The following is a 22,307-nucleotide window of genomic DNA, read 5'->3' as shown; positions in this document are numbered from 1 at the left end:
AGGTTGAATTTTAGTAGGGATTTCGATGGTAACCGTTAAAAAGACCCGGCGAAAGGAGCTCATGGCGTCAGTCCTTGGAGTCGTGGTAGGGCTTGTCCTCTTAGTATTCCTTCTCTTCCTCGAAATTCCCTCCGTTGCTTTCTATGCCCTCATAGGAAGCTTTGTAATAGGACCGCTTATAGGGCAAGCCGTGTGGGGAACACCGGTTTTAAGGATAGAGAAGGACGGAAGGGTCTGTGAGATTTCGGCCCACGATGGCCTGAAGAAGGTCATAATTCTGAAGGATAAGTACACCTCTCGGGAGATTTGGGTGGAAGAACCCGTTGAAACCCCCGTGTGCGGAGTCCCTGTTAAGTTCTACCACAATCCCGCTTGGTTCGGAACCGTCCTGATTGTTGAGGTGGAAGGGAAGAAGTACAGACTGCCCTAAAGGGGAATGGAGTGGAAAACCCACGTCAAAAACGAACGCCTCTGGAAATCACCCTGCCCTGAGTTTCAGCGATGCCTTCACGAGGTCGCTCACGACCCCGCTCGCCGTCTCCTTCAGCCCGGCGCCGGCCCCCTTAACGAGAAGCTCCCCCAGAAGGTCGGTCTCGATTAGGGCAACGTTCTCGTTGCTTGAAACCGCGAGCGGGCCTGAAACATCTTCCGGGGCGACCTTAACGCTCTTCTCCTCGATTGTCGCGACGAGCCTAATCCTCTTTCCCTTTGCGAGGGCCCTCTTAACCTCGTCAACCGTAACCTCCGCGATGCCCTTGACGGCAATCTCGTCGAAGGTAATCGGCCCGAAGGCAACGCAGTGGAGTATAGTCGCCTTGTAGCCGGCGTCAATTCCGAGGACGTCTCCGCTCGGGTCCCTCTCAGCTATACCAAGCTCCTGCGCCTGCTTCACTGCCTTCTCGAAGTCAATTCCCTGCTCCATCCTGGAGAGTATGAACGTCGTCGTCGCGTTCAGGACGGCCTTTATTCTCCTTACCGTGTCGCCGAGCAGGTTCTCGCGGAGGAGCCCGATGATTGGCGTCCCCGCCATAACCGTCGCCTCGAAGAGGTACGGCAGGCCTCTCCGCTCAGCTTCTTTGATTAGCTCCGCGTAGTGGAACGCCAGCGGTGGCTTGTTGCTCGTAATGACGGCCTTCCCGTCCCTCAGTGCCTCAAGGTGCCACTCGTGGGCGTTTCCATCGTTGGTCACGTCAATAACCACGTCGGCCTCAATCTCCCTCACCGCCTCGGCCGGCGAGAAGTTGTAGACCTCGTAGTCGTTCGTCCAGTTACTGAGCTTTCCAAAGTTCTCCTTGACGAGAAGGGCCTCGCTCAAATCGATTCCCTCGGGAAGCCACACGGTTCCGCTCGTGTCGGAGATGCTGACGACCCTGAAGGATAAACCGTATCTCTCCTGGAAGAAGCGCTCCTTCTGAACCAGAACCCGCGCAACGGCTCTGCCAACGTTGCCGAAGCCAAAGAGCTGAACCTTCACCGCCATCCCATCACCGGAATAGAAAAGGGGGAAGGGCTTAAATCACTTGTTGAGGATTACCTTGATTATGTCCATGTCCCTAACTATGCCGACGAGCTCTCCTTCCCCTTTGATGACTGGCAACTGTTCTATGTGGTACTCAACCATCTTCTGGGCGACCTCGTAGACGCTCATGTGAGGCGTTGCCACGACGACGTTGGGGTTCATTATATCCTCAACGGGCTTCTTTGGAAGCTGGAGCTCGGCCTTCTCAAAGAGAAGCGTCGGATTGCTCTCAAGAATCCAGTCCTCCTCGCTTGAGGCCGAAAGGGCCGTCTGCTTCATAACCCTGACTACCTCACTGTCCTTGAGCAGGTCGGTCTCATCAACCATTCCTATCAGGTTTCCGTCGTCATCTATAACCGGAATCGCCATCGCGTTGCACAGGAGTAAAGCCTTCAAGGCCGCCTTGAGAGGAGTCCCACGCCACACCGCACTGACGTACTTCTGATAGTATGGCTCAATCGTTATGTCCTTCAGCTTCTCGTTCTTGGCCAGGTAGCGTCTAACGATGTCGCCAACGGTCAGGATTCCTATTGGCTTCTCCTCGTCATCAACGACAACGACGCGCCGGTAGTCGGTCTCGAGCATTCTCCTAACTGCCTTCTTGAGGTCGTCGTTGGCCTTGACAATTGGAACGTCCCGCTTCACGAGCATTGCCAGCTGGTCCTCGTCCGGGTTTATGAGGACGTTCTTAATGCTGATTATCCCGACGAGCTTGCCTTCCCTGTTAACGACCGGAAACGAGCGAACGTTGTATTTCCTGAAGAGCTCGAGGGCGTACTCCCTTGTCGCCGGCAACTGAATTACCACTGGGTCCTTTGTCATCAGGGTCTTTACCCTCATGTTCTACCACCGCTTAACCTAAGACGGTGCCCCCCTATTTAAGGTTTTAGAAAAGAAAATGGACGGAACGTCAGCCGAGGAGCGCGAGGAAAACACCCGCGACAACGGCGGTTCCAATAACACCGGCGACGTTCGGACCCATGGCGTGCATGAGGATGAAGTTGCCCGGGTCCTCCTCACTGGCCAGTCTCTGCACGACGCGCGCGCTCATAGGCACCGCCGAAACTCCCGCGGCGCCTATCATCGGGTTTATCTTGCCGCCTGAGAGCTTGCTCATGAGCTTTCCGAAGAGCACTCCTCCAGCGGTTGCGCTGGCGAAGGCGACGATGCCGAGTCCCAGTATCTCCAGAGTCTGGGGCGTGAGGAAGCTCTGGGCCCTCATGGTTGAGCCGACACCGAGCCCGAGGAATATCGTCACGATGTTCATGAGCTCCTCCTGTGCCGCCTTTGTAAGCCTTGGAACGACGCCGCTCTCGCGGAAGAGGTTGCCCATCATGAGCATTCCTATCAGCGGTGCCGCGCTGGGGACGAGCAGGCCGATGACTATCATTGTGACTATCGGGAAGAGGATTTTCTCGCGCTTTGAAACGGGTCTCAACTGCTCCATCCTTATGCGCCTCTCCTCCGGCGTTGTTAGCGCCTTTATGATGGGCGGCTGAATCAACGGAACGAGGCTCATGTAACTGTAGGCTGCTACCGCGGTCGCGGCGAGTATCTGGGGCGCGAGCTTTGTGGTGAGGTATATCGTTGTCGGTCCGTCCGCACCGCCGATGATTCCTATTGAAGCGGCCTCATGGATGTTGAATCCCAGCGCGAGAGCGGTAAGCATGGCAACGAAGACGCCAACCTGCGCCGCCGCGCCGAGGAGAGCGGTCTTTGGGTCGGCTATGAGCGGCCCGAAGTCAGTCATCGCCCCAAGACCGAAGAATATGAGGAGCGGCACTATCTCCGTCTTGATGAGGTAGTGGTAGATTATGTCAAACAGGCCAGGGTGACTGCAGAGGGGCCCAACGGTCGGACAGTTCGCGATTCCGTTGAGGGGAAGGTTAACGAGAACCGCCGTGATACCTATGGGCAAAAGCAACAGCGGTTCCATCTCGTAGCGTATCGCGAGGTAGACCAGCGTCAGGCCCACTGCAATCATGATGATGTTCCCTACCGTGAGGTGGAGCAGGCCCATTGTGCTCAGGAAGTCCACGAAGCTCGTCATGCTCCATCACCCGAGCTCAACCAGTGGGTCGCCGGTGTTGACGGTGTCGCCTTCCTTCACGTAGAGTTTCTTCACAATACCGTCTTTCGGAGCGGGAATCTCATTCTCCATCTTCATAGCCTCAAGAACAACCAAACCCTGGCCGGTTTTGACTTGCTGACCCTCGCTCACGAGGACCCTCAGGATTTTCCCGGGCATTGGGGCAGTGACTGTGTTGGGCGAAGCACTCGCGGGAGCCGACGAAGGAGCAGGGGCAGGGGCAGGAACTGAATGGGAAGCAGGGGCCGGAGCAGGAACCGGAGCACTGGTAGTTTCAGGGACGCTCGGGAGCGCTATTCCAAGGCCTTCGGCCTTGACCTCGTAGCTCTTGCCCTCGAAGCTGACCTTGAACTTCCCGCCGGCGAGCTCTTCAACCTCAACCTCGTACTCCCTTCCATCGATGATGACCTTAACCTTCATCTTCACCACTTCCTCATCTCGTAGTTGAAGTTCTCAACCTCATTCATACCGCTCTGTAAACCGTAGAGGCGCCACGCGTCGGAAACCTTCCTCTTAAAGGGCAACGGCCTGGCAACCTCGGCCTTCTTCGCGAGGTAGGCGAGGATTGAGGCTGTGATGATTGCCAAATCCCTCGGGGGAATTTCCTCTTCCGGGGTCTCGACCTCCTCCTCCGTCTCCACAACGGCCTTTTCCTCGGCCTTCTTGGCCCTTCCGGTCATACCGCGCTCGAAGGCGCCTATGGCGTAGAGGATAATGGCCAGTATAGTGAGTATGGCAAAGACAACGGTGATTCCTATGATGGTAATCCATCCACCTTCCGTGAGCTGACTCATGCTTTCACCTCACAGCGGTATGTTGCCGTGCTTCTTCGGCGGGAGCTTGACGCGCTTGCTCTCAAGGGCCTCAAGCGCCATAATCACCTTGCCCCTCGTCTCGGCTGGGTCGATGACGTCGTCGATGTAACCCCTCGCGGCCGCGACGTACGGGTTGGCGAACTTCTCGCGGTACTCGGCTATCTTCTGCCCTCTAACTTCCTCCGGGTTCTCGGCCGCTGCGATTTCTTTCCTGAATATAATGTTCGCCGCTCCCTCCGGACCCATGACCGCTATCTCGGCAGTCGGCCAGGCGAAGACGAAGTCCGCTCCGAGGTGCTTGCTTCCCATCGCGAGGTAGGCTCCGCCGTAGGCCTTTCTTAGAATCACCGTAACCATAGGAACCGTCGCCTCGGCGTAGGCGTAGAGAACCTTCGCGCCGTGCCTGATTATTCCCCTGCTCTCCTGGTCAACACCGGGCAGGTAACCGGGGACGTCCACGAGCGTGACTATCGGAATGTTGAAGGCGTCGCAGGTTCTCACAAACCTCGCTATCTTGTCTGAGCTGTCTATGTCAAGGACGCCGGCGAAGTACTTGGGGTTGTTGGCGACTATACCGACGGTCTGGCCGTTCATCCTTCCGAAGCCAACCACGGCGTTCGGGGCGAAGTAGGGGAGGATTTCAAGGAAGTCCGGGTTGCCGTTCTCATCGCGGTCGACTATCTCGTAGATGACCTCCCTGACGTCGTAGGGCTTGTTCGGGTCGTCCGGGACAATCTCGTAGAGCCTCTCGCTCTTCCTGAAGGGCAAATCGCTCGTCTTGACGCGGGGTGGCTTCTCCATGTTGTTGGACGGTAGATAGCTCACGAGACGCCTTATTAAAGCCAGAACCTCCTCGTCGCTCTTGCCTATGAGGTGGGCCTGACCGGCCCTCTGCGCGTGAACCATCGCTCCACCGAGCTGAACCGGTGTGACCTCAACGCCGGTAACGGCCTTGACGACCTGAGGCCCGGTGATGAACATGAAGCTCGCGGGGTTGTCCACCATGAGGATGAAGTCACCGATAGCCGGGCTGTAAACGGCTCCGCCGGCGCATGGTCCCATTATCGCGGTAATCTGAGGAACGACACCGCTGAGAATCGTGTTCATCTTGAAAATCTCACCGTAGCCCTTGAGGGCATCGACACCCTCCTGAATCCTCGCTCCTCCGGAGTCGTTGAGGCCTATAACCGGAGCGCCGGCTTCTAGGGCCAGCTCCATGACACGCTTTATCTTCATCGCGTGCATCTCACCGAGCGAACCGCCCATAACGGTGAAATCCTGCGCGTAGACGAAGACCAGCCTGCCGTCGATGGTTCCGTAGCCGGTGATGACGCCGTCCGCCGGAAGCTCCTTCTTGTCGAGGCCGAACTCAGTTCCCCTGTGCTTGACGAACATTCCGATTTCCACGAAGCTTCCGGGGTCGAGGAGCTTCTCAATCCTCTCGCGGGCGGTGAGTTTGCCCTTGGCGTGCTGTTTCTCGACGGCCTTCTCCCCGCCCATGGCGAGAATCTTTTCCCTCCTCTCGTAAAGCTCGTTGAGCTTCTCCTCCATGCCCATGAGAGTAACCCCCTTGATTTCTTGGGGGTTGTAGTTTGTAAAGTTTAAAAGGGTTTTTGAGGAGCGAAATTCATCCAAGAGTGGATAATTTGTCCAATGGCTGGGAAAAAAGAAGGAAGACCTCAGAGGTGCTGGATTGGCGTTTCGGCACCACAGGCTTCACACTTGAGGAAGTGGAAGCGTCCGCGCTTGATAATCTTGGTATCGGGGCTTCCACAGACCGGACAGATGACGTACTCCTTGAGGTACTTCTTCATCTTGTTGGCTATCAGGTACGGCGTGAAGCGTCCCTGCAGGATTACGCGCCTGCCCTCGAGCGTTCCTGCCGTAGCAACCTCGCGCAGGATGAACTTCAGGAGATGGTTCGGGTCGCGGTTCATCGCTTCCGCTATGTCAACGAAGTTCTCGATTATCGTCCTGTTACCGGCTATTGTGACGACCGCCGGCGGGACCTCGAAACGGGACTTGTGGGACTTCACGTTCTCGGGCAACTCCTCGTAAGCCTTATCGAGGAGCTTCTCGAAGTCGTAAAAGTCAATGCTCTCGCTCATCTTCTCACCCCCTCATAGGTTTCCCCTTCGCTTTATAACCTTTGTTAGAGCACCCTGTAAAAGCCCGCCCTCGGCTCGTAGATTCTGCCGTCTGCCTTGAGCTCCTCGATGAGCTTCTCGACCTCGCGCTTACTGCCGACCCCGGCCTGCTTTGCGGCCTCGATTACCTTCTCTGCCGGCGCTCCATAATCGCCTTCCCCTTCGAGGTTCTTGATTATATCGACCAGCTTCTCTATCTTGTTGAGCTTCTTGGAACTCTTGCCTATCTCAAGGATTGAGACGTCTATGTTGCCCTCTTCATCGACGGCTATCGTCCTCATCATCGCCTCGATGAGCTCTATGGCAGCTCTCGCATCTTCGCGCGTCACCGTCTCGCTCAGCCTCATTCTCGCGTGGGCCTCGCTGAGACGTATGAGGGCCTCAAGCTGTCTCGCGGTTATCGGAATCGGCTGGACGCCTTCCTCGTCGCCCCTCTTCAGGCCCTTCCTCATCTTGACGTAGTAGCGCTTGATTTCCTCCATGGCTTCCCTGCTCAGAACCGGGTGGACGTTCTTCCTCGCGTAGGCTATGTACTTCTTGAGGAGGTCGTAGGGTATCTTTGGCGTAACAACCTCTGCCTCCCCCCTGCGAACCTTGAGGATGTGCTCGGCGATGCTCGCGTCGACCTTCTCGTCCGGTTCGTCGAGCAGGAGGAAGATTAAGTCGAAACGGCTCAGCAGGGTCGGCGGGAGGTCGAGCTGTTCAGGGAGGGACTTGTGCCTGTTAAAGCGACCGAACTTCGGGTTGGCAGCGGCTATAACGGTCGTCCTCGCGTTGAGGGTAGCTGTAATGCCAGCCTTGGAGATGCTTATCGTGTTGTGAAGAACCAGACCATGGGAGACGAAGAGGTGGTACGGCTCAACGGTTACGTCGTAGACCCACTCCCAGCGGTCGTTGGGGATTTCTTCAACCTTCGTGACCCTGAGGAAGTTGATGTTGCCGTTCCAGTAGCTGAGGAAACTCTCAAGTTCGTTTTCGGCTTTCCTGATTGTGCCCTCGGCTAACGTTTTTATAGCTGAAATTGCCCAGCGGTCACCAAGTTCGGCGCGTTTCTTCAATTTATCAGCCGTAACCCCCGTGTAAGAGTATATTTTTGAGCGAGATAGCAAATCCACGGCCTTTGATGGGTCATTTTCGGAGAGAGTTCTTAACTCCTCAATCCTCGACAGAACCCTCTCCAGGTAGGGCCTAATGAAGCTCTCCCTGATTAGCGGAAGGACAAACCTCCGCCTTTCCGCGGGGAGCTGAACAACGCCAAGGGTTCTGCCAGCCTTGGTTAAATGTCTAACTAGTGAGCGGGGAAAAGCCTTCTCTATCTCTTCCACAACGTACCCTCCACGAGTGCGCTTCACCCTCACAACCCTTCCCTGAGAGTAGAGATAGTCCGCTTTGGCCTCTGCGTCTGTGAGTTCTCTAAACTTTTCTCCCTCAACGGGAGGAAGTTCAATTGGATAGCGAGCAACCCCAAGAACGATGTCCCTCGGCTTGACTTTCTCAGCGGGCTTCTCCCTTATTTCGTCGTCCTCCCACACCATAATTGGGTGCTCTGGGGTTACCGTTATCTCCCTGCCGTTCGAGAACCTCAGCCGTATGAACCTGTCAGGTGCTTTGTGCCTGCTCACGCGATCCGCTTTAACCTTCACGATTTCCTTCCGCTCGAGGTCGTACGCGAGGAGCTCTATGTCATCAACGGGCAGTATCTCGGTGTCCCTGCCGAGTATCACCTTATCGCGGTTGGCCTCGATGAGGGAATCCACCAGCTCACCTATCTTCACCTTCCTGCCGTCAGCGAGGAGTATTTCAAAGTCGTGGTGGTAGCTCTGCTGTTCCAGCGCTTCGTGAATCGCGCTCCTGTCCCTGTCGCTCATCTTGTCGAACTCATCTATGCAGTTGTGAACTATGATTCCCTCAGCCAGGAAGTTGTGCTCGCCGGGCACGTAGAGGTCGTAAACGTAGCCCTCGTATGGGATGCGCTCGATGGAGACTATTTCGTCAAGGAGATAATCCCTTGTGGCAAGAACTTCGAGCTTAATCTTGATTTCTGGACTCAGGACATCGCTAAGCCTCTCAATGAGTTTTCTGAGCTGAATCCTGCTGGGCTGATACTTGCCCTTGGCGTAAGAATAAACGGTACTCCAGAGCCCTCTCTCCTGCAGTACTTTGGCAGGAACGCTCTTGATAATAGCTTTTGCGATTCTCCTAACGTGTTCTGCCGGCACTTTGTCGCTCCTCGCCGAGACGAGATGCTTTTTGATGGGTATCTCCTTGACCTTAACGCTGTAATCCTTAACCGCGTTGAGGAGGTTTATGACGTCCTCCCTTCCAGTTACCCTAACCCTGTTCACGCCTTTCCCTGGAATCACACGGGCGTACACGTCAAACCTCCTGAGGAGCAGTGCAAAGGCTTTGTCCCTTTCCAAATCGTTTGAGAGCAGGAACTCTATGTGAACCACGCTTCCCCTCTTGCTCTTCTTGACTGAGACACAGCCGTCCGAATCGAGAGCGCCCGCGATAAACGCTCTCAGCGCCTCATCGTCCAGAGAGAATGCGTTTTTCAGGTTGTCTTCGGTGAGATACTCGTACAGGTACGCGAGCAGTGGCGAGCTAACATGGAACGTTATCGCGTCGCTCTCTATTTCATTGCCAGCAAGCTCGCTCCTCGTGGTTCTCTCGTACTCTCTCAACGGTCCATCGTAGAAGCTCTCAAATGCCCTTCTGATTGCCCTAATCTGGTCTTTGTGAACCTTTGACTGCACGATGCGAACGTGAACCTTAGAGCCGTTCCTCTTTATCCACCCATCGCCGTAGAGGAATCCGAGGAAGTACGCAAGCTCCGGTGTTATGTAGGCCACCTTGAGGCGCTCCCTGCGGTAGTTTGGGCCGTAGGTTAGAGGCCTCTCCCGCCACTTCTCGTAGAGTCCCAGCTCACGCAGTATCTCCCTGAACTTCCCGACGCGGATAGAACCCTTTCCAGAGAGGAAGTCCTTTAAAACGCCGTACTCCCTGTTGAACTCCGCGAGGCTCTTGAATCTCCTGAGGATTTCTCGCTTCAGTTCGTTCTTTTCTTCAGGGGTTAGCTTGACCTTCCAGTCCGAGGGCAAAATATCGAGCAGATACGCCCTTCTCCCCACTGGTGGAAGCTTCAGCGGGGCAACCACCATATCGCCAACCTTAAACCTTTCCGCCTCCTTCCACTCAAGGGTCTGGCCGTCTATGAGGAGGTGGTCAGGAGTTAGGGTTACCTCGTTGCCCGAGCGGAACTTGAGCTTTAACAGCTCTCCCTTCCAGGGCTTCCTGCGGATTATCGTGGCTTTAGAGGTCTTCGTCCTCATGCTTCCGAGGTCGAGGGCTGTAACTTCCATCTCCTTCTCCTGAATGTCCACGATTTGGCCATCGGAGAGCGCCTTGTAGGACTTCTCAAGCTCGAAGAGGTCTTCGATTCTCTGGTATTTTCCATCTACAAGAATCCGTGAATCAGGGTGCAGGCAGGCGAACCCGCCGTCCGCTAACACAAGGACACCAGCTTCCAGAACCCACGAGCCCGTGAACTCGTCCCTGACTGCGGCGGCCGTGAGGCCTGCGGCCGAACTGCTCTTACCGCTCGTATAAATAGCCCTCGGCGCCAAATTAGCCACGTAGCGGAGGAGCTGGCTGTTGTGGACGAAGATATCGTTGGCTATGAAGTTGTGGTGCTCTGGAATCTGGAGGTCGTAGACCCACTCGTGCTCGGGTTTGTACTCTTCAATTTCGACAACCCTGTCCCAGAAGATGTCAGAGTCAGCCAGAGTCGCCAGAAGGCCAACCTCGGGGGATTCAGGCAATTTAGCTTTGAGAACATCAACAATAACCTTGAGCTTCTCCCTGCTTGGAAGACGGTCTTCCCTCTCATAGTGAAGATAAGTTGAGCGTGGTATGCCCATCTGAGCTTGAGTCAATCCAGCCTTGGTGCGGAGGTTCCTCAGTAGTGAACCAATGCCCGGAACGACGTCAACGTTGGTGTTCGTCTTTCCGTTGGAGGTTACACGCTCAAGGATATCCATTTTAGAACGTAGGCCAAACCCAATCGTTTCCCTGAACTTAATGGCATCCTCTCCGGTGATGAAAAGCCGATAGTACGTTCTTGGGGCATTCATTTTGCCGTTGGTCGCGCGGGCCATTGTTTCGTGGAGCTGTGACTTTACCCCAAAGCGAAGGAGGAGGTGCTGAACGCCGTTGAGGAGCTCTTTTGACGCCGAAACAACAGTTATTTTAGCCCTCCCTCTATCTACTGTGGCTTCTGCATCGAAGTATCCCCTCAGAAAGCCCCGGATATCCTCCAAGCGCGCTTCGAAAAGCTGTGGTGGAACTTTCTTGTCCCTTGAGTTTGTCGCGAGACTCAACCACTCAAGCAGGCGGTAGAACTCAACGCTACTCACGTAGACCTCCCGCGCGCTCTTGCCTTTATGGCTCTCGCGAATGGTGGGGTTGAGACCCAGATCTTTGAGATACTCGTAAACAAACCGCACCAGTTGCTCATCGTTGTTAGTGAAATACACAGTTGCACTACCGCCCCGGTTTTGGGCATACCCTTCTCCTGCCAGCAATCCGATTAAATACCAGAATTTTTCGTTGGCAATTTCTGGAAGGCTCAGCCTTGCCTTTGCAGTCTTCGGCTTTTCAATGGGGGCTTTTGAAAGCTCAAGGGGCGTTCCTTCAACTGGAAGGACTCTCGGCACGGCAATAAAGTCCCCAACCCTCAGCTCTTCTGCCTTCCTCGTCCTGAACTGGCCGTTTTCGAAGGTGAAGAACGGGTGGGTTGGGGTAACGCGAATCTCCCTTCCGCTCGCTGTCTTTATTCTGAACATCTTTTCCGGAGCAGTTCTCTTCCAGGCGATGTTCGCCTTAACTCTCCTGACCTTCAGCGTTTTCGCGTCGAGGGCGTAGAGTTCGAGGTCAATCGGCGCGTAGAAGCCATCGTCAACCCTTCCGAGCTTCCCTTCGGCTTTTGCCTTTTCGATGGCCTCATCAACTATCTCACCAATCTCCTTCAGGCTTCCATCGGCTAAGAGAACCTTCGTGTGGTAATCAACGCACTTTGCCACACCCGGGTCACCAACCAGCAGAACGTGGCTTTCTCCCCTTAACTTCGTTCCATCGGGCAAAACCCTCTGCACACCGCCGAAGAGGGCCAAAGCGATTCCCTTCTTGACTATCCTGTGGCCCCAGATGGCCGGAGCTATCGAGTCCACTATCGCGTCAACGATGTCCTTTCTCTTCGCCAGCTCGCGAATCTTCTGCTCGTCTTCCGGCGAAATCTCAAGCTCCTCAATCTCCTTGCTGAGCTGTTCGATGTGGTTGACCTCCAGAACCTTCTTGAAAATCGGCCTCTTGTCCCTCTGCTCGAGGATAACGCGCAGGATTCCGGTCACGAGAACACGGTCACCGGGCAGGGCGGTGTCGACGAGGTCATCGAGAAGTATGGCATCAACGAAGCGGGGCATCTGGCCACCTTTGAGGCTCTCGGGCCTGTCCTGAAGGCGGAAGCTCTGGAAGTTGATGAACCTACTTTTTTCCACGTCGAGCTCGACGTTTCTTGAACCACAGGCGTCGCACTTGGCCGGCTTGACGAGGTTCTCATAGGGCCTCTGGAGGCGAATCATCTCGTTTCCGCAGTCCTTGCAGACGAAAACGGCTCTCTGGACGAAGGGTTTGACCTCGCTGACGCGCGTGATGATTCCCTCGACCTGAATAAGCCTGTTTATGTGCTCGCTCCCCAGTTCCTTGACGAGTATCGTGTGGGGCAGGTTGTAAAAGCGCGCGTGAACCTTCAAATCCCTCTCAACGAGGAGCGGAGGCTCGCGGAGGATAATCTGAATCGCGTCCTCACAGCTCGCTATCGCCTCTTCCGGGTTGTTGAGGAGCTCTTCCGCTAATTCGGGGTCGAAGGAGTTGAGATGCGCCCAGTCTATAGCCAAGGAGCGCTTCGGTGTTACCGTAAGGAGGTCCTTAAGGCGGTTGATGTAGACCTCGTTGCCGTCGTCGTCAACGTACTCGCGGAGGAACTTTGCGAAGCGCGAAATCATCTCCTCCCTGTCCATCAGGCATCACCGAGCCACTCGTTCCTTATCTTGGACATCTGGAGGTAGAGCCGTCTCTCCTCCGGCGAGAGGCGCGAGAGGAGTTCGAGGCTGTTGGGCCTCAGCATGACCGCTTTGAGGATTTTGTTGAAGCGTATCATCTTCAAGTCGCGGAGTTTTTTCTTGAGGTTGGCAAGCTTGGTGAGCTTGACGTTTATGGTCTCGACGCTCTCGCTCGGGTTGAGGCGGACGTAGTTTTCAAGGTAATACAGGTAGAACTCGGCCCTCTCGTAGAGCCCGGCCGGGAGTGCCGTTAACGGCTCGCTCTCGCGCTCCCCGGCTATTGCCTTGTCTATCTCACCGATTACCTTGTCGGTTTCGTCCACTATCTCAACCACTCCCGCTTCCCAGAGTTCCCTCGCCTTCCAGTCCTCGATTAGGACTATGTCGCCCTGATTCCAGTCCGAGAAGGGCTTTAACACCTTCACAGCGATGAGCGCCCTGCCGGTGAACATACCACCACCTTGAACGACCTAAGGTCTTCGGCTAATAAACCTTGTCGGAACAGCTTAGAACGGTGTTGCGCGGAGTTATGCCAGTTCGATTTCCACTCGAATGCATTCATGAGCACAGATGAGCAGGGGAACGCTTTTGGCCTCGATAACCCTTTAAACTTGGACGAGCAGTCCCCTTAAGGTGAGCCGTAATGCTGATTGGAATAATGAGCGATACCCACGATAACCTCCCGGCCATAAGGAAGGCAGTCGAGTTCCTCAACGAGAGGAACGTTGACCTCGTAATCCACGCGGGTGATTACATCGCCCCTTTCGTCGCACGGGAGCTCGGAAAGCTCAAGGCCCCGCTGAGGGGCGTCTTCGGCAACAACGACGGCGAGAGGAGTGGATTGAGGAAGGCGTTAGGGATAGAGGACGAGCTCATCGAGGTCAAGGCGGACGGAATGAAGATAGCGGTCACTCACGGGACGAACGAGGTTCTCGTTAAGGCTTTGGCCTACAGCAAGCTCTACGACGTGGTTATAGTGGGCCACACCCACCGCTACGAGATTAGGGAAGTGGGCAGGACGATACTCGTCAATCCCGGCGAGGTCTGTGGCTATTTAACCGGCGTCAGGAGCGTCGCCCTGCTCGACACGAGGAAGAGGGTTGTGGAGATTTTCAACATCGAGACCGGTGAGCTGTTGGGGGCCATGAGCGTATGAGGTGAGCCGATGGACATATTGACGCCGGCCGAGAGGAGGGACGCGGTGGTCTTCATCGGCGTTGATAGGGCTGGAAACGTCGAGTTCGTGAAGGTCTACGCCGTCAGCGAGGAAAAAGCTAAGGAAACGCTGGAGGAGTTCTTCAACGCCAAGGGACTCTTCCCCACCGATTACAGGCTCGTGAGCCGTGGCTTAGAGGACGTTTCCGGAAAGAAGGCCATAACGACGAGGAGCGAGGAGGAGCTCAGCTCTTCCCTCGCGAGGCTCGGCCTTAAGTTACTCTCCAACGGAATCCTGACCCTCGAGGACATCGAGGAGGTCTACCAGATAACCCTCGTCAGCGAGGTCCTCTACGAAAGGGTCACCTCGGAAAGGCGGGAAAAAGAGGAAAAAACCCTTGACTGGCGGGAAGTTCTCTCGCTCGGCGTCGATACGCTCGTCGAAAACCTGAGGGGGGTTGATTTGTCGGAGCTCGTTCCAGCGAACGCGCTAATCCTCCGGGAGCCGGGCGTTGAGACAGTTGCGGAGCTCCTGAACGGGGAGCGGAACGGGCCGATAATCGTCGAGACGAAGGACGCGGGCAGGTATCGAAACCTCGATTTTTCGGCCTTCGTGAGGATTCCCCCGCTGAGCAGGGAGGAGTTTGCGGTCGAACTCTCGGCGAGGCTCGGCTTCAACGTTCCGGTAAGTTTGATTTCCCTCCCCGAGAACAGGCTGAACCTGCGCAACGTTGAAAAACTCGCGAAGCTCGTCGAGGCGCTCGTGAGGAAAGGGTTTGAGAGGGAAGAAGCGCTGAAAATCGCGGTCGAGCTCAACTCTTCAGGGCCCTGAAGTAGGCCTTAACAGCTTCCCTGAAGGCAGGGTTGAGCTTCCCAAGGACGGCGTTGACCCTCTCGCGCTTCTTCCGCTCGCCGGCGAGGTAGCTGAGGAGGAGGCACTCGTCGACCGAGAGGTTGGAAACTTCCTGGGGCTCTTCTCCCGCCAGAATCTGTTCCAGGAGGGGCCTCAGCCTCTCGCTCCGCCTCTCGAACTCAAGCCAATTCACGTTGAGCCTGCCCCTTATGGAAATCTCGCTGGTTTTCTCAAGGTACGGCCGGATTTTCTCCCCGAGCGGGGAAGATAAAACCCTCGCGATGAACTCCTCCACGTACGCCATGTCGTCGCCGAGCCTCTTCCTGTCAACGAGGTCGAGGCTCTCGAAGAGCGCCCTGGCGGTCAGGTAGCACTTAACCGCGAAGGGGAGCTCGGGGAGGGTTAGATACACCCCGTCAATCTCAACCCTCTCACCGGGTTTCCTCTTCAGCGTTTCGAGGAGGGTTCCGAGGGGGTAACTAAGGCTCTTCACGCAGAACTCAAGCTCGTCCATGCTCTCACCATGCCACCTTATTCGGCCCGCCTAAAAGCCTTTCGTCAGGTTTTTAGGCTTCGCGGGAAATTCCCCCATGGTGGGAGAATGGAGTGGGTCGAGATAGATGGCTCATACGGCGAGGGAGGAGGGCAGATACTCAGAACGGCCGTTGCCCTGTCGGTAATCACCGGAAAACCTGTGAGGATTCACAGGATAAGGGCCAACAGGCCAAACCCCGGATTAAGGCCCCAGCACCTGCACGGTATTCTCGCTTTGAAGGAGCTGAGCAACGCGAGGGTTAGAGGAGCAAAAGTCGGCTCTACGGTTCTTGAGTTCGTCCCAGGGAGGGCAGAGCCTAAGCACATCAAAGTCCCAATAAAGACGGCCGGGAGCATAGCGCTCGTCCTCCAGGAGTTATTGCCAGCGATGGCCTTCGTGGGGGGAAGCTTCGAGGTAACCGGCGGAACAGACGTGCCCTGGAGCCCGCCGGTGGACTACCTGAGGAACGTTACGCTCTTCGCGCTCGAAAAGATGGGCCTGAAAGCGGAGATTGAGCTCAAGAGGAGGGGCCACTACCCGAAGGGTGGAGGGCTCGTCCTCGGAAGGGTCGAGCGGTGGGAGGAGAGAAAGCCCCTCGTTGCCCTCGAGTGGCGTAAGATAGAGCGCTTCGCGGGGATAAGCCACGCGACGAATCTACCCGCCCACGTCGCGGAGAGACAGGCAAAATCGGCGGAGGAGAAGCTGAGAAGCCTCTATAGCGTCCCTGTCGAGATTGAGAGGGAGATCTCGCGCTCCCTCGGGCCGGGAAGTGGAATAGTGGTTTGGGCCGAGACGGACTCGCTTAGGTTAGCTGGAGACGCCCTCGGAAAGCGCGGAAAGCCGGCTGAGGTGGTCGGCAGGGAGGCCGCCGAAGAGCTGATTGAGCAACTGACGCCGAGGAAGGCAGTTGATAAGTTCCTCGGTGACCAGCTGATACCGTTCCTGGCCTTCGCGGGCGGAGAGATAGGCGTTGCAGAAATCACGAACCACCTCGTCACCAACGTCTGGGTCGTGGAGCGGTTTTTGGGCAGAACCTTCGAGGTCGAGGGAGAAATCGGAGAGCCCGGGGTTGTGAGGGTGGTGAAGAGGGCGGAGGTCTGACGAAGGGGTTAAATAGGGCCATGAGTTTTACCTGGAATGGTGGGAGAATGGGAAAGAAAATAGTCGTTGAGCTTCCGGGAATGGTGAAGATACCCGATGACGAGGTTGAGGAGAGGGTCAGGATAGAGCTTGCGCTCAGGCTGTATGAGAAGGGTATACTGTCCTTCGGGCAGGCGAGAAGGCTGGCGGGGCTGAGCAAGTGGGAGTTCATCGAACTCCTCTCAAAAGAAGGTCTGGGAATTCCCTACGATGAGGAAGAGCTTGAGAACGACCTCAGGGTTCTGGAGGAGCTGTCATGAGAGCGGCAATCAACTCGTCTCCCCTCATCTTTCTCGCCAAGCTGGGGTTACTCAACATATTAAACGAACTTTTTGACGAGATTTACGTCACTGACGCCGTCTATCATGAGACGGTCGTTGAGGGAACCGGGCACGAGGAGGCAATTGACATCGAAAACGCGGGTTTTCTGAAAAGGGTTTCAGTTGAAAACCAGAGAGTCGTCAAGTTCCTGCTTGAGCTGATTGACCATGGAGAGGCGGAGACGATAGCGTTCGCCCTTGAAAATGGGATTGATTTGGTCGTTCTCGATGACAAGGACGCGAGAAAAGTCGCTAGAGGCTTTGGGTTGCGGGTAACTGGAACCCTGGGGTTGATTCTCCTCGCCAAAAGAAAGGGACTCATCGAGGAAGTTCTTCCGTACATTGAGGAACTCAAAAAGCACGGCTTTAGAATCTCTGAACGTATCCTTGAGGAGATACTTGAGATGGCCGGAGAAAGAACCCAGAATGGAAAGGGATAGGAGCGGGGGAAAGGTGCTCTACTCCCCCATCTCCACCCCGTAGACCTTCTCCGGGTTCTCGATGTGGATTTTGTAGACGTCCTCCTCCGTAAACAGGCCGTTCTGGAGGAATGCCTTCGTTCTCCTCGGAACGGTCTTCGGGCCGAGAACTGCCCCGGGTCTCCTCTTATCGTCTATGTAGTCCGTCTCCATCATGAAGCGGTTGCCCTGCTTTATTGCCTCCTCTATGTTCTTCCTACTCGCTATTATGCTCGGAAAGACGCCGACCTCTTCAGCAACTTTCACCAGAGGTGGCGAGAAGTGCTTGACTACTTTGTAGGGCTTTATGCCGACTTCCTTCACGTACTCGCCGAGCTCCCTGAACTTGGCCTCGTCGAAGCTCTCGGTGTGGAGCTGAACCGCGCAGTCCGCCTCTTTAGCGAGGCTCATGCCGTACTTCATCAGCTCTATGCTGGCGTTCCAGACTTCCTCGCTCACCTCGTAGTGGGGCCTTCCTATCTCGCCTATCGCAACGGCCTTGCCCTCAAGGCACAGCTTTTGCGCGTACTCCAGGGCCTTCATGACCTCGTTTCTCGCGTATTCAAGGCCCTTTTTCTCGACCAGATAGACGAACTCCGCAGGGTGGACTCCGACGACGGCAAAGGCTTTAACCGGCGTCTCGCGGTTTATCCTCTCGACGAGCTCGATGTGGAAGTCCATGGCCTTTATGAAGTCCTCCGCCTTGAGGCCCGGGAAGCCGTAGTCGTGGGCCGTCTTGTAGACGACCATCAGGTGCGTCCCGCCCGCTCTGTGGAACTGCTTCACCGCCTCGAGGAAGAGGCCCTTGAAGGGGTCAACGTGGAAATGATTGTCGAGGATTATCATTGCTCCCACCTCACGACTGGTAGATTTCGAGGACGTCGCCTTTTTTAGCGTTTGTCCTGCCCTCAAGAATCAGTGCAACCCTGTCGCCGTCAACCGCGAAGTCAACCCTCTTTCGCTCCCTCTGGATTTCCCGGATTAGGGCGATGTTTTTTCCCTTGACCTTGTAGCCGGGGTAGATTATCCCCTCAACGGTTCCAACCAGCGTCTCCCTGCCGAGGACGTTGAGAACCTGCCCCACCCTGAACTTCGCGACCGGTTTCCTCGACGCTATGAACTCTCCAGATTCACCCTTCCGTCTTTTCAGAAAGTCGAAGGGCCCCATGCTCCCACCGGAGAGAGTGGGAAAGAGGGGAGAAAAGCTTATCCCCTGACGAAGTGCACCGAGCAGGAGATGCAGGGGTCGAAGGCCCGGACGGTTTCCTCAAGCCTTCTGAGGAGCTCATCCTCCGGCGCGTTCCCGTAGAGGTCTCTCGCTTCCCACAGGAGGGCGCCCTCCATCACCGCGTGGTTGAAGGCCGTGGGCGTTATTATGTTGGAGTACTCGATTTTTCCGCCGGCTATTCTGTAGTGGTGCACGAGGACTCCCCTCGGGGCCTCCACGTAGCCTATCCCCTCGCCGTCCCCGGCCTCGACCGGAACGTTCTCGGGCTCAAAGCCTTTGTCGAGAAGGGTTTTCGCTATTTCCCCCGCCCTTTCGAGGGCGTAAACCAGCTCTATCGCCTGGGCGAGGTTGTTGTAGCTCACCCATCCGGCTTCAAGCCTCTCCCGGTTCTCCTCGAAGAGTCTCTTGGCTGTAGGGGTCAGCGACTCAGCCTTGAGCAGGAGCCTCGCCAGAGAGCCGACGAGGAAGGGCTTTCCGCTGTAGAGGCTCTGCTTCGCGAAGCTGTAGACGAGGGGGCGCTCCTCGATGCGCTCGAAGTACTGGAAGTTCCGCTCGACGTTCGAGATGAGCGAGTCGCCGGTGAGGTAGCCGTCGGTGGCGACGAAGAATTCGGCCCTTCCGCCGTACTCCCCGATCCCCGAGAAGAGCCTCACCGCGCGCTTCGCCACCGTTAGGAGGGCCTTCGCCTCCCGCTCTATCGCCTCAAGCTCTTCCCGCCCCGGCCACCTTCCGAAGCCGCCGGGTTTAACGTTTATGCCGTGGATTTCCCTCCCGCCGATGAGGTCCCTAATCCTGTTCCCGAAGGCCTTGAGAGCTATGCCCTCCTTGACGAGCTCGCCGTGCTTCGTCGCGAGCCTTATCGCGTCGGGATAGCCGAAGATGTCGGGAGCGACGAGGAGATACAGATGCAGGGCGTGGCTCTCGATGAGTTCCCCTATGAGACCGAGCTCCCTTAGGAGCCTCGTCTTCTCCGGAACCTCGACGCCGAGGGCTCTCTCTATAGCCAGAACGGAAGCGACGCTGTGAGAGAGGTAGCAGATGGCGCATATCCTCGCTTCAAGGTCGGGAACATCCCAGAAGTCCCTTCCGAGGGTGAGAAGCTCAAAGAACCTCGGCCCCTCGACGATTTTGACCCTGACGTCCTTGACCTCGTTCCCCTCGATGACTATCTCGGCCTTCCCGTTCCCCTCGACGCGGGTGAACTCCCTCGTCTCGATTATCATTGCCCCCACCTCGCGAAGGTCTTGAACTTCCTCATGATGTACTCCTCGTCGTAGCCGAGACCCTTGAGGACCTCGAACTCCCCAGCCGGGTTCACCTCACCTGGCAGGGGCCCGCGACAGCCGATACAGCCGAGTCCGGAGCGCGGGCAGGCAGCGTTACAGCCTCCGAGCGTTATCGGGCCGAGGCAGGGGAGGCCCTTCTTGACAAGAACGCACTCGTACTCGTTCAGCTTGCACTCGAGGCAGACTGGATAATCAGGTCTTACAGGCTCGATGCCCTTCGCTATGTCAATAAGCGCCTGGAAGAGCTCGTTCTTGTCGTAGGGACAGCCGGGTATGGCGAGGTCGACGGTAACGTACTCGACGACGGGCTTGGGGTCGAGCGCCCTCATCGGATTCCCCTCGTCGCCGTAAACGGCCTTCAGCTTCTCCTTAAGCGGAAGCTCGACGCTCGCCTGAAGGCAGCCGTGGGTGGCGCAGGTTCCGAGGGCTATGAGGTAGTCGGAGCGGTTCCTCGCTTCCCTGAGGACTTCAAGGTCGCGGTGGCTTGAGACCGTTCCCGTGACGAGGCCGACGTCGAAGTGCCTCCCTTCAAGACTTGTCGCCATGTGGAACTCCTCTATCTCGTAGAACTCAAGAACGTCTAAGAGCATCTCGTAGAGGAACAGGAAGTTGAGGGCGCAACCACCGCAGTCGGTAAGCTCAAACACGCCGAGCTTCATCATATCAACCCCCTCGTCGAGAGGGCGTCCCAGTAGGTGAAAACCGGGCCGTCCTGGCAGATGTACTTCATCGAGACGCTCGTTCCGACGACGCAGTGGCCGCACTTGCCGACTCCACAGCGCATGCGCCTCTCGAGGGTCATGTAGATTCTCCCCGGTGAGAGCTTCCTGTTGAGGAGCTCCCTTATGACGAAGCGGTACATGACCGGCGGGCCGCAGATTAGGGCGTAGGAGTTCTCGACGTCGAAGTTCTCGCCCCTGAAGAGGTCGGTAACCACTCCCCTGCAGACCCTGTCGGAGAAGCCCTGCTCAAGGTAGATGCACGAGGGACTCTCGATTTCGTAGGCGAGCTTGACGGTGCAGTTCATCGCACTCCCGTGCTTGAGGAGGTGGAGAACCTCGTCGCGGAAGAGCACCTCCTCATAGGCCTTCGTGCCGTAGAAGAGCCAGACGTGCTCGTACTTACCGGTGTCGAGGGCGTACCAGAGAACTGAGCGCAGGGGCGCCATTCCAAGACCGCCGGCCACGAGGATTAGGTTCGAGCCCTCCATGTCCTCCATCGGGAAGCCGTTGCCGTACGGCCCGCGGATTCCAACGACCGAGCCTTCCTTCATTCCGTGTATGAACTTCGTCATCCTGCCGGCCTTCCTTATGCAGAGCTGGATTGGACCCCTCGTCGGGGACGAGCAGAGGCTTATCGGGAACTCGCCGAAGCCGGGAACGTCCACTATGACGAACTGTCCCGGCCTGAAGGTGAACTCCTCGTTGAGCTTCTCGTCGAGGAAGCGGAGTGTAAAGAGCTTCTCTCTCGGGGTCAGGTCCTTAACCTCAAGGATTCTCGCCGGATGGCTCTCGTAGGGATTCATTCCAGCGACCCCCTTATCTCGTCGAGAACCTTAACGTGCTCTATACCGGCCGGACAGAACTCGTCGCACCGGCCACAGCCGACGCAATTGAAACCCGCCGAGGGGTCGAAGTAGCTCTTGCAGTAGTAGCGGTGCCTGAAGCGGTCCAAGCGTGTGGGCCTGAAGTTGTGACCGCCCGCGACGAGGCCGTGGCTCTCCATGAAGCAGGAATCGTAGCGCCTCTCGCGAACGGCCCTGTAGGCATCGACCCAGCGGTCGCAGACTTCATAGCAACGGCACGTCGGACAGACGAGGTTGCAGTTCCCGCAGGCGAGGCACTTCTCGGCGTACTCCTTCCAGACCGGGCTGTTGTAGGCCAAATCGAGCGTGTCTGCCAGACCCTCCGAGCGAAGCTCCCTCTTGAAGGCTTCCGCACGCTTTTCCTCGAAGGCCTTGAAGTTGGCTATGTCCTCGTCGCTCACCTCGTCGAAGAGCCTCGCGTTCTCCCAGACCACCTCGTGTCCCCTCACGCTCCCTATCCTGACGAGCCATCCATCGGGAAGCTCGTGGAGGAATAAGTCAAAACCGTCCATCGCGAAGTGCGTTCCGAGGCTCTTGCAGAAGCACAGCTCGTCGGGGAGACAGCTTATGCCGACGATGAAAGCGCTCTTCCTTCTTTCTGCGTAGTAGGGGTCAACCGGCTCGGAGAGGTAAACCCTGTCGAGGATTTTGAGGGCGTGAACGTCGCATGAGTGGACGCCGAAGAGCACGAAGGGCTTTCCGTCCCCTTCCTTCCGCCACCAGCCGTCCTCGAGGCTGAAGAGCCTCTCCCTCGGCCTGACGAAGAACTTCTTGGGCGGGAGCATCGTTCTGGTGTATTTCAGGTCCATCTGACCGGCTTCCTCGACCCTTCGGAAGTGGTGGGTCTTCCCCTCTTTAACCGGCCCGTAGATTTGGCCTATCCCCTTCAGTGAATTGAAGAAGTCCTCAAAGTTCCCGGAGGGTAGCTTTACATATCTCAACTCGACCACGCCCCTATCGGGCTATAATTTTAAGTTTGTAAAGATTCCCTTAAGGATTTTTCAAACCGAAGGTTGGGAACCTTTTGTTACAAACTTGTACTTCAATGCACATTTATA

The 22,307-nt window shown here is 56.4% G+C and carries 22 protein-coding genes; 6 read left to right on the top strand and 16 right to left on the bottom strand.

The window, feature by feature from the left end:
• The first annotated feature begins 61 nt into the window (after positions 1-61).
• Positions 62-430, top strand: a complete 369-nt coding sequence (locus CS910_RS03555; protein WP_158523798.1) for a hypothetical protein — start codon at positions 62-64, stop codon at positions 428-430.
• Between the two features lie 48 nt (positions 431-478).
• On the opposite strand, the gene CS910_RS03550 is transcribed toward CS910_RS03555, so the two are convergent.
• The 9 genes from CS910_RS03550 to CS910_RS03510 form a co-directional block, all read right to left on the bottom strand.
• Positions 479-1,480: a homoserine dehydrogenase gene (locus CS910_RS03550; protein WP_099209765.1), complete on the bottom strand. Its 1,002-nt coding sequence runs from the start codon at positions 1,478-1,480 to the stop codon at positions 479-481.
• Positions 1,481-1,516: 36 nt separating this feature from the next.
• Positions 1,517-2,359, bottom strand: coding sequence for a CBS domain-containing protein (locus CS910_RS03545; RefSeq protein WP_099209764.1), 843 nt, complete (start codon positions 2,357-2,359; stop codon positions 1,517-1,519).
• A 70-nt stretch (positions 2,360-2,429) separates the two neighbouring features.
• Positions 2,430-3,569 carry a sodium ion-translocating decarboxylase subunit beta gene (locus CS910_RS03540; protein ID WP_099209763.1) on the bottom strand — a complete coding sequence of 380 codons (1,140 nt, stop codon included), beginning with the start codon at positions 3,567-3,569 and terminating at the stop codon, positions 2,430-2,432.
• A gap of 6 nt (positions 3,570-3,575) precedes the next feature.
• Positions 3,576-4,028 carry an acetyl-CoA carboxylase biotin carboxyl carrier protein subunit gene (locus CS910_RS03535; RefSeq protein WP_099209762.1) on the bottom strand — a complete coding sequence of 151 codons (453 nt, stop codon included), beginning with the start codon at positions 4,026-4,028 and terminating at the stop codon, positions 3,576-3,578.
• Positions 4,029-4,030: 2 nt separating this feature from the next.
• A complete protein-coding gene (locus tag CS910_RS03530) occupies positions 4,031-4,402 on the bottom strand; it encodes an OadG family protein (RefSeq protein WP_099209761.1) in 372 nt (123 codons plus the stop codon).
• A 9-nt stretch (positions 4,403-4,411) separates the two neighbouring features.
• A complete protein-coding gene (locus CS910_RS03525) occupies positions 4,412-5,980 on the bottom strand; it encodes a carboxyl transferase domain-containing protein (protein ID WP_099209760.1) in 1,569 nt (522 codons plus the stop codon).
• Positions 5,981-6,102: 122 nt separating this feature from the next.
• Positions 6,103-6,531, bottom strand: coding sequence for a translation initiation factor IF-2 subunit beta (locus tag CS910_RS03520; protein WP_042692655.1), 429 nt, complete (start codon positions 6,529-6,531; stop codon positions 6,103-6,105).
• Between the two features lie 44 nt (positions 6,532-6,575).
• Positions 6,576-12,647 (bottom strand): LAGLIDADG family homing endonuclease, encoded by a 6,072-nt coding sequence (locus CS910_RS03515; protein WP_223211921.1) that lies wholly within the window; start codon positions 12,645-12,647, stop codon positions 6,576-6,578.
• Positions 12,647-13,141: a hypothetical protein gene (locus CS910_RS03510; RefSeq protein ID WP_099209759.1), complete on the bottom strand. Its 495-nt coding sequence runs from the start codon at positions 13,139-13,141 to the stop codon at positions 12,647-12,649. The genes CS910_RS03515 and CS910_RS03510 overlap by 1 nt, the downstream gene beginning before the upstream one ends.
• Positions 13,142-13,332: 191 nt before the next feature.
• Between CS910_RS03510 and CS910_RS03505 the strand changes: the two genes are divergently transcribed.
• Positions 13,333-13,845 (top strand): metallophosphoesterase, encoded by a 513-nt coding sequence (locus CS910_RS03505; RefSeq protein ID WP_099209758.1) that lies wholly within the window; start codon positions 13,333-13,335, stop codon positions 13,843-13,845.
• Between the two features lie 9 nt (positions 13,846-13,854).
• On the top strand, positions 13,855-14,676 hold the full coding sequence (locus CS910_RS03500) for a hypothetical protein (RefSeq protein WP_099209757.1): 822 nt from the start codon (positions 13,855-13,857) through the stop codon (positions 14,674-14,676).
• Here CS910_RS03500 and CS910_RS03495 read toward each other — a convergent pair.
• Entirely contained in the window at positions 14,657-15,211 is a 555-nt protein-coding gene (locus CS910_RS03495; RefSeq protein ID WP_099209756.1) for a hypothetical protein, read from the bottom strand. The two genes, CS910_RS03500 and CS910_RS03495, sit on opposite strands and share 20 nt — an antisense overlap.
• Before the next feature lie 87 nt (positions 15,212-15,298).
• Here CS910_RS03495 and rtcA point away from each other — a divergent pair, with 87 nt between their 5' ends.
• Genes rtcA through CS910_RS03480 form a run of 3 tightly spaced genes read left to right on the top strand, consistent with a single transcriptional unit; the run spans position 15,299 to position 17,132 of the window.
• Complete coding sequence (rtcA, locus tag CS910_RS03490; protein ID WP_099209755.1) at positions 15,299-16,333, top strand: RNA 3'-terminal phosphate cyclase; 1,035 nt, start codon at positions 15,299-15,301, stop codon at positions 16,331-16,333.
• Between the two features lie 47 nt (positions 16,334-16,380).
• Positions 16,381-16,632, top strand: a complete 252-nt coding sequence (locus CS910_RS03485; RefSeq protein WP_099209754.1) for a UPF0175 family protein — start codon at positions 16,381-16,383, stop codon at positions 16,630-16,632.
• Positions 16,629-17,132 (top strand): DUF3368 domain-containing protein, encoded by a 504-nt coding sequence (locus CS910_RS03480; RefSeq protein WP_173866219.1) that lies wholly within the window; start codon positions 16,629-16,631, stop codon positions 17,130-17,132. Before CS910_RS03485 ends, CS910_RS03480 begins: the two co-directional genes overlap by 4 nt.
• A gap of 18 nt (positions 17,133-17,150) precedes the next feature.
• Here the strand turns inward: CS910_RS03480 and CS910_RS03475 are convergent, their stop codons facing one another.
• From CS910_RS03475 to CS910_RS03450, 6 genes are read right to left on the bottom strand one after another with little or no spacing between them, the layout of a single operon-like run.
• The gene (locus tag CS910_RS03475) at positions 17,151-17,996 is read right to left on the bottom strand and encodes a TatD family hydrolase (RefSeq protein WP_099209753.1); all 846 of its coding nucleotides are present in this window, start codon (positions 17,994-17,996) and stop codon (positions 17,151-17,153) included.
• A gap of 10 nt (positions 17,997-18,006) precedes the next feature.
• Positions 18,007-18,318 (bottom strand): tRNA-binding protein Pbp11, encoded by a 312-nt coding sequence (gene pbp11, locus CS910_RS03470; RefSeq protein WP_099209752.1) that lies wholly within the window; start codon positions 18,316-18,318, stop codon positions 18,007-18,009.
• A 38-nt stretch (positions 18,319-18,356) separates the two neighbouring features.
• Positions 18,357-19,601: an NAD(P)-dependent hydrogenase/sulfhydrogenase 2 subunit alpha gene (shyA, locus tag CS910_RS03465; RefSeq protein WP_099209751.1), complete on the bottom strand. Its 1,245-nt coding sequence runs from the start codon at positions 19,599-19,601 to the stop codon at positions 18,357-18,359.
• A complete protein-coding gene (gene shyD, locus CS910_RS03460) occupies positions 19,598-20,323 on the bottom strand; it encodes an NAD(P)-dependent hydrogenase/sulfhydrogenase 2 subunit delta (protein ID WP_099212406.1) in 726 nt (241 codons plus the stop codon). The genes shyA and shyD overlap by 4 nt, the downstream gene beginning before the upstream one ends.
• Entirely contained in the window at positions 20,323-21,189 is an 867-nt protein-coding gene (gene shyC / locus CS910_RS03455; RefSeq protein ID WP_099209750.1) for an NAD(P)-dependent hydrogenase/sulfhydrogenase 2 subunit gamma, read from the bottom strand. The genes shyD and shyC overlap by 1 nt, the downstream gene beginning before the upstream one ends.
• Entirely contained in the window at positions 21,186-22,190 is a 1,005-nt protein-coding gene (locus CS910_RS03450; protein WP_099209749.1) for a 4Fe-4S dicluster domain-containing protein, read from the bottom strand. Before CS910_RS03450 ends, shyC begins: the two co-directional genes overlap by 4 nt.
• Between the last annotated feature and the right edge of the window lie 117 nt (positions 22,191-22,307).

The organism is Thermococcus henrietii (assembly GCF_900198835.1).
In the GTDB taxonomy this organism is placed as follows: Archaea; Methanobacteriota_B; Thermococci; order Thermococcales; family Thermococcaceae; genus Thermococcus; species Thermococcus henrietii.
The sequence above is the reverse complement of the archived record's forward strand: the minus strand, read 5'-3'. Positions and strand labels throughout refer to the sequence as shown.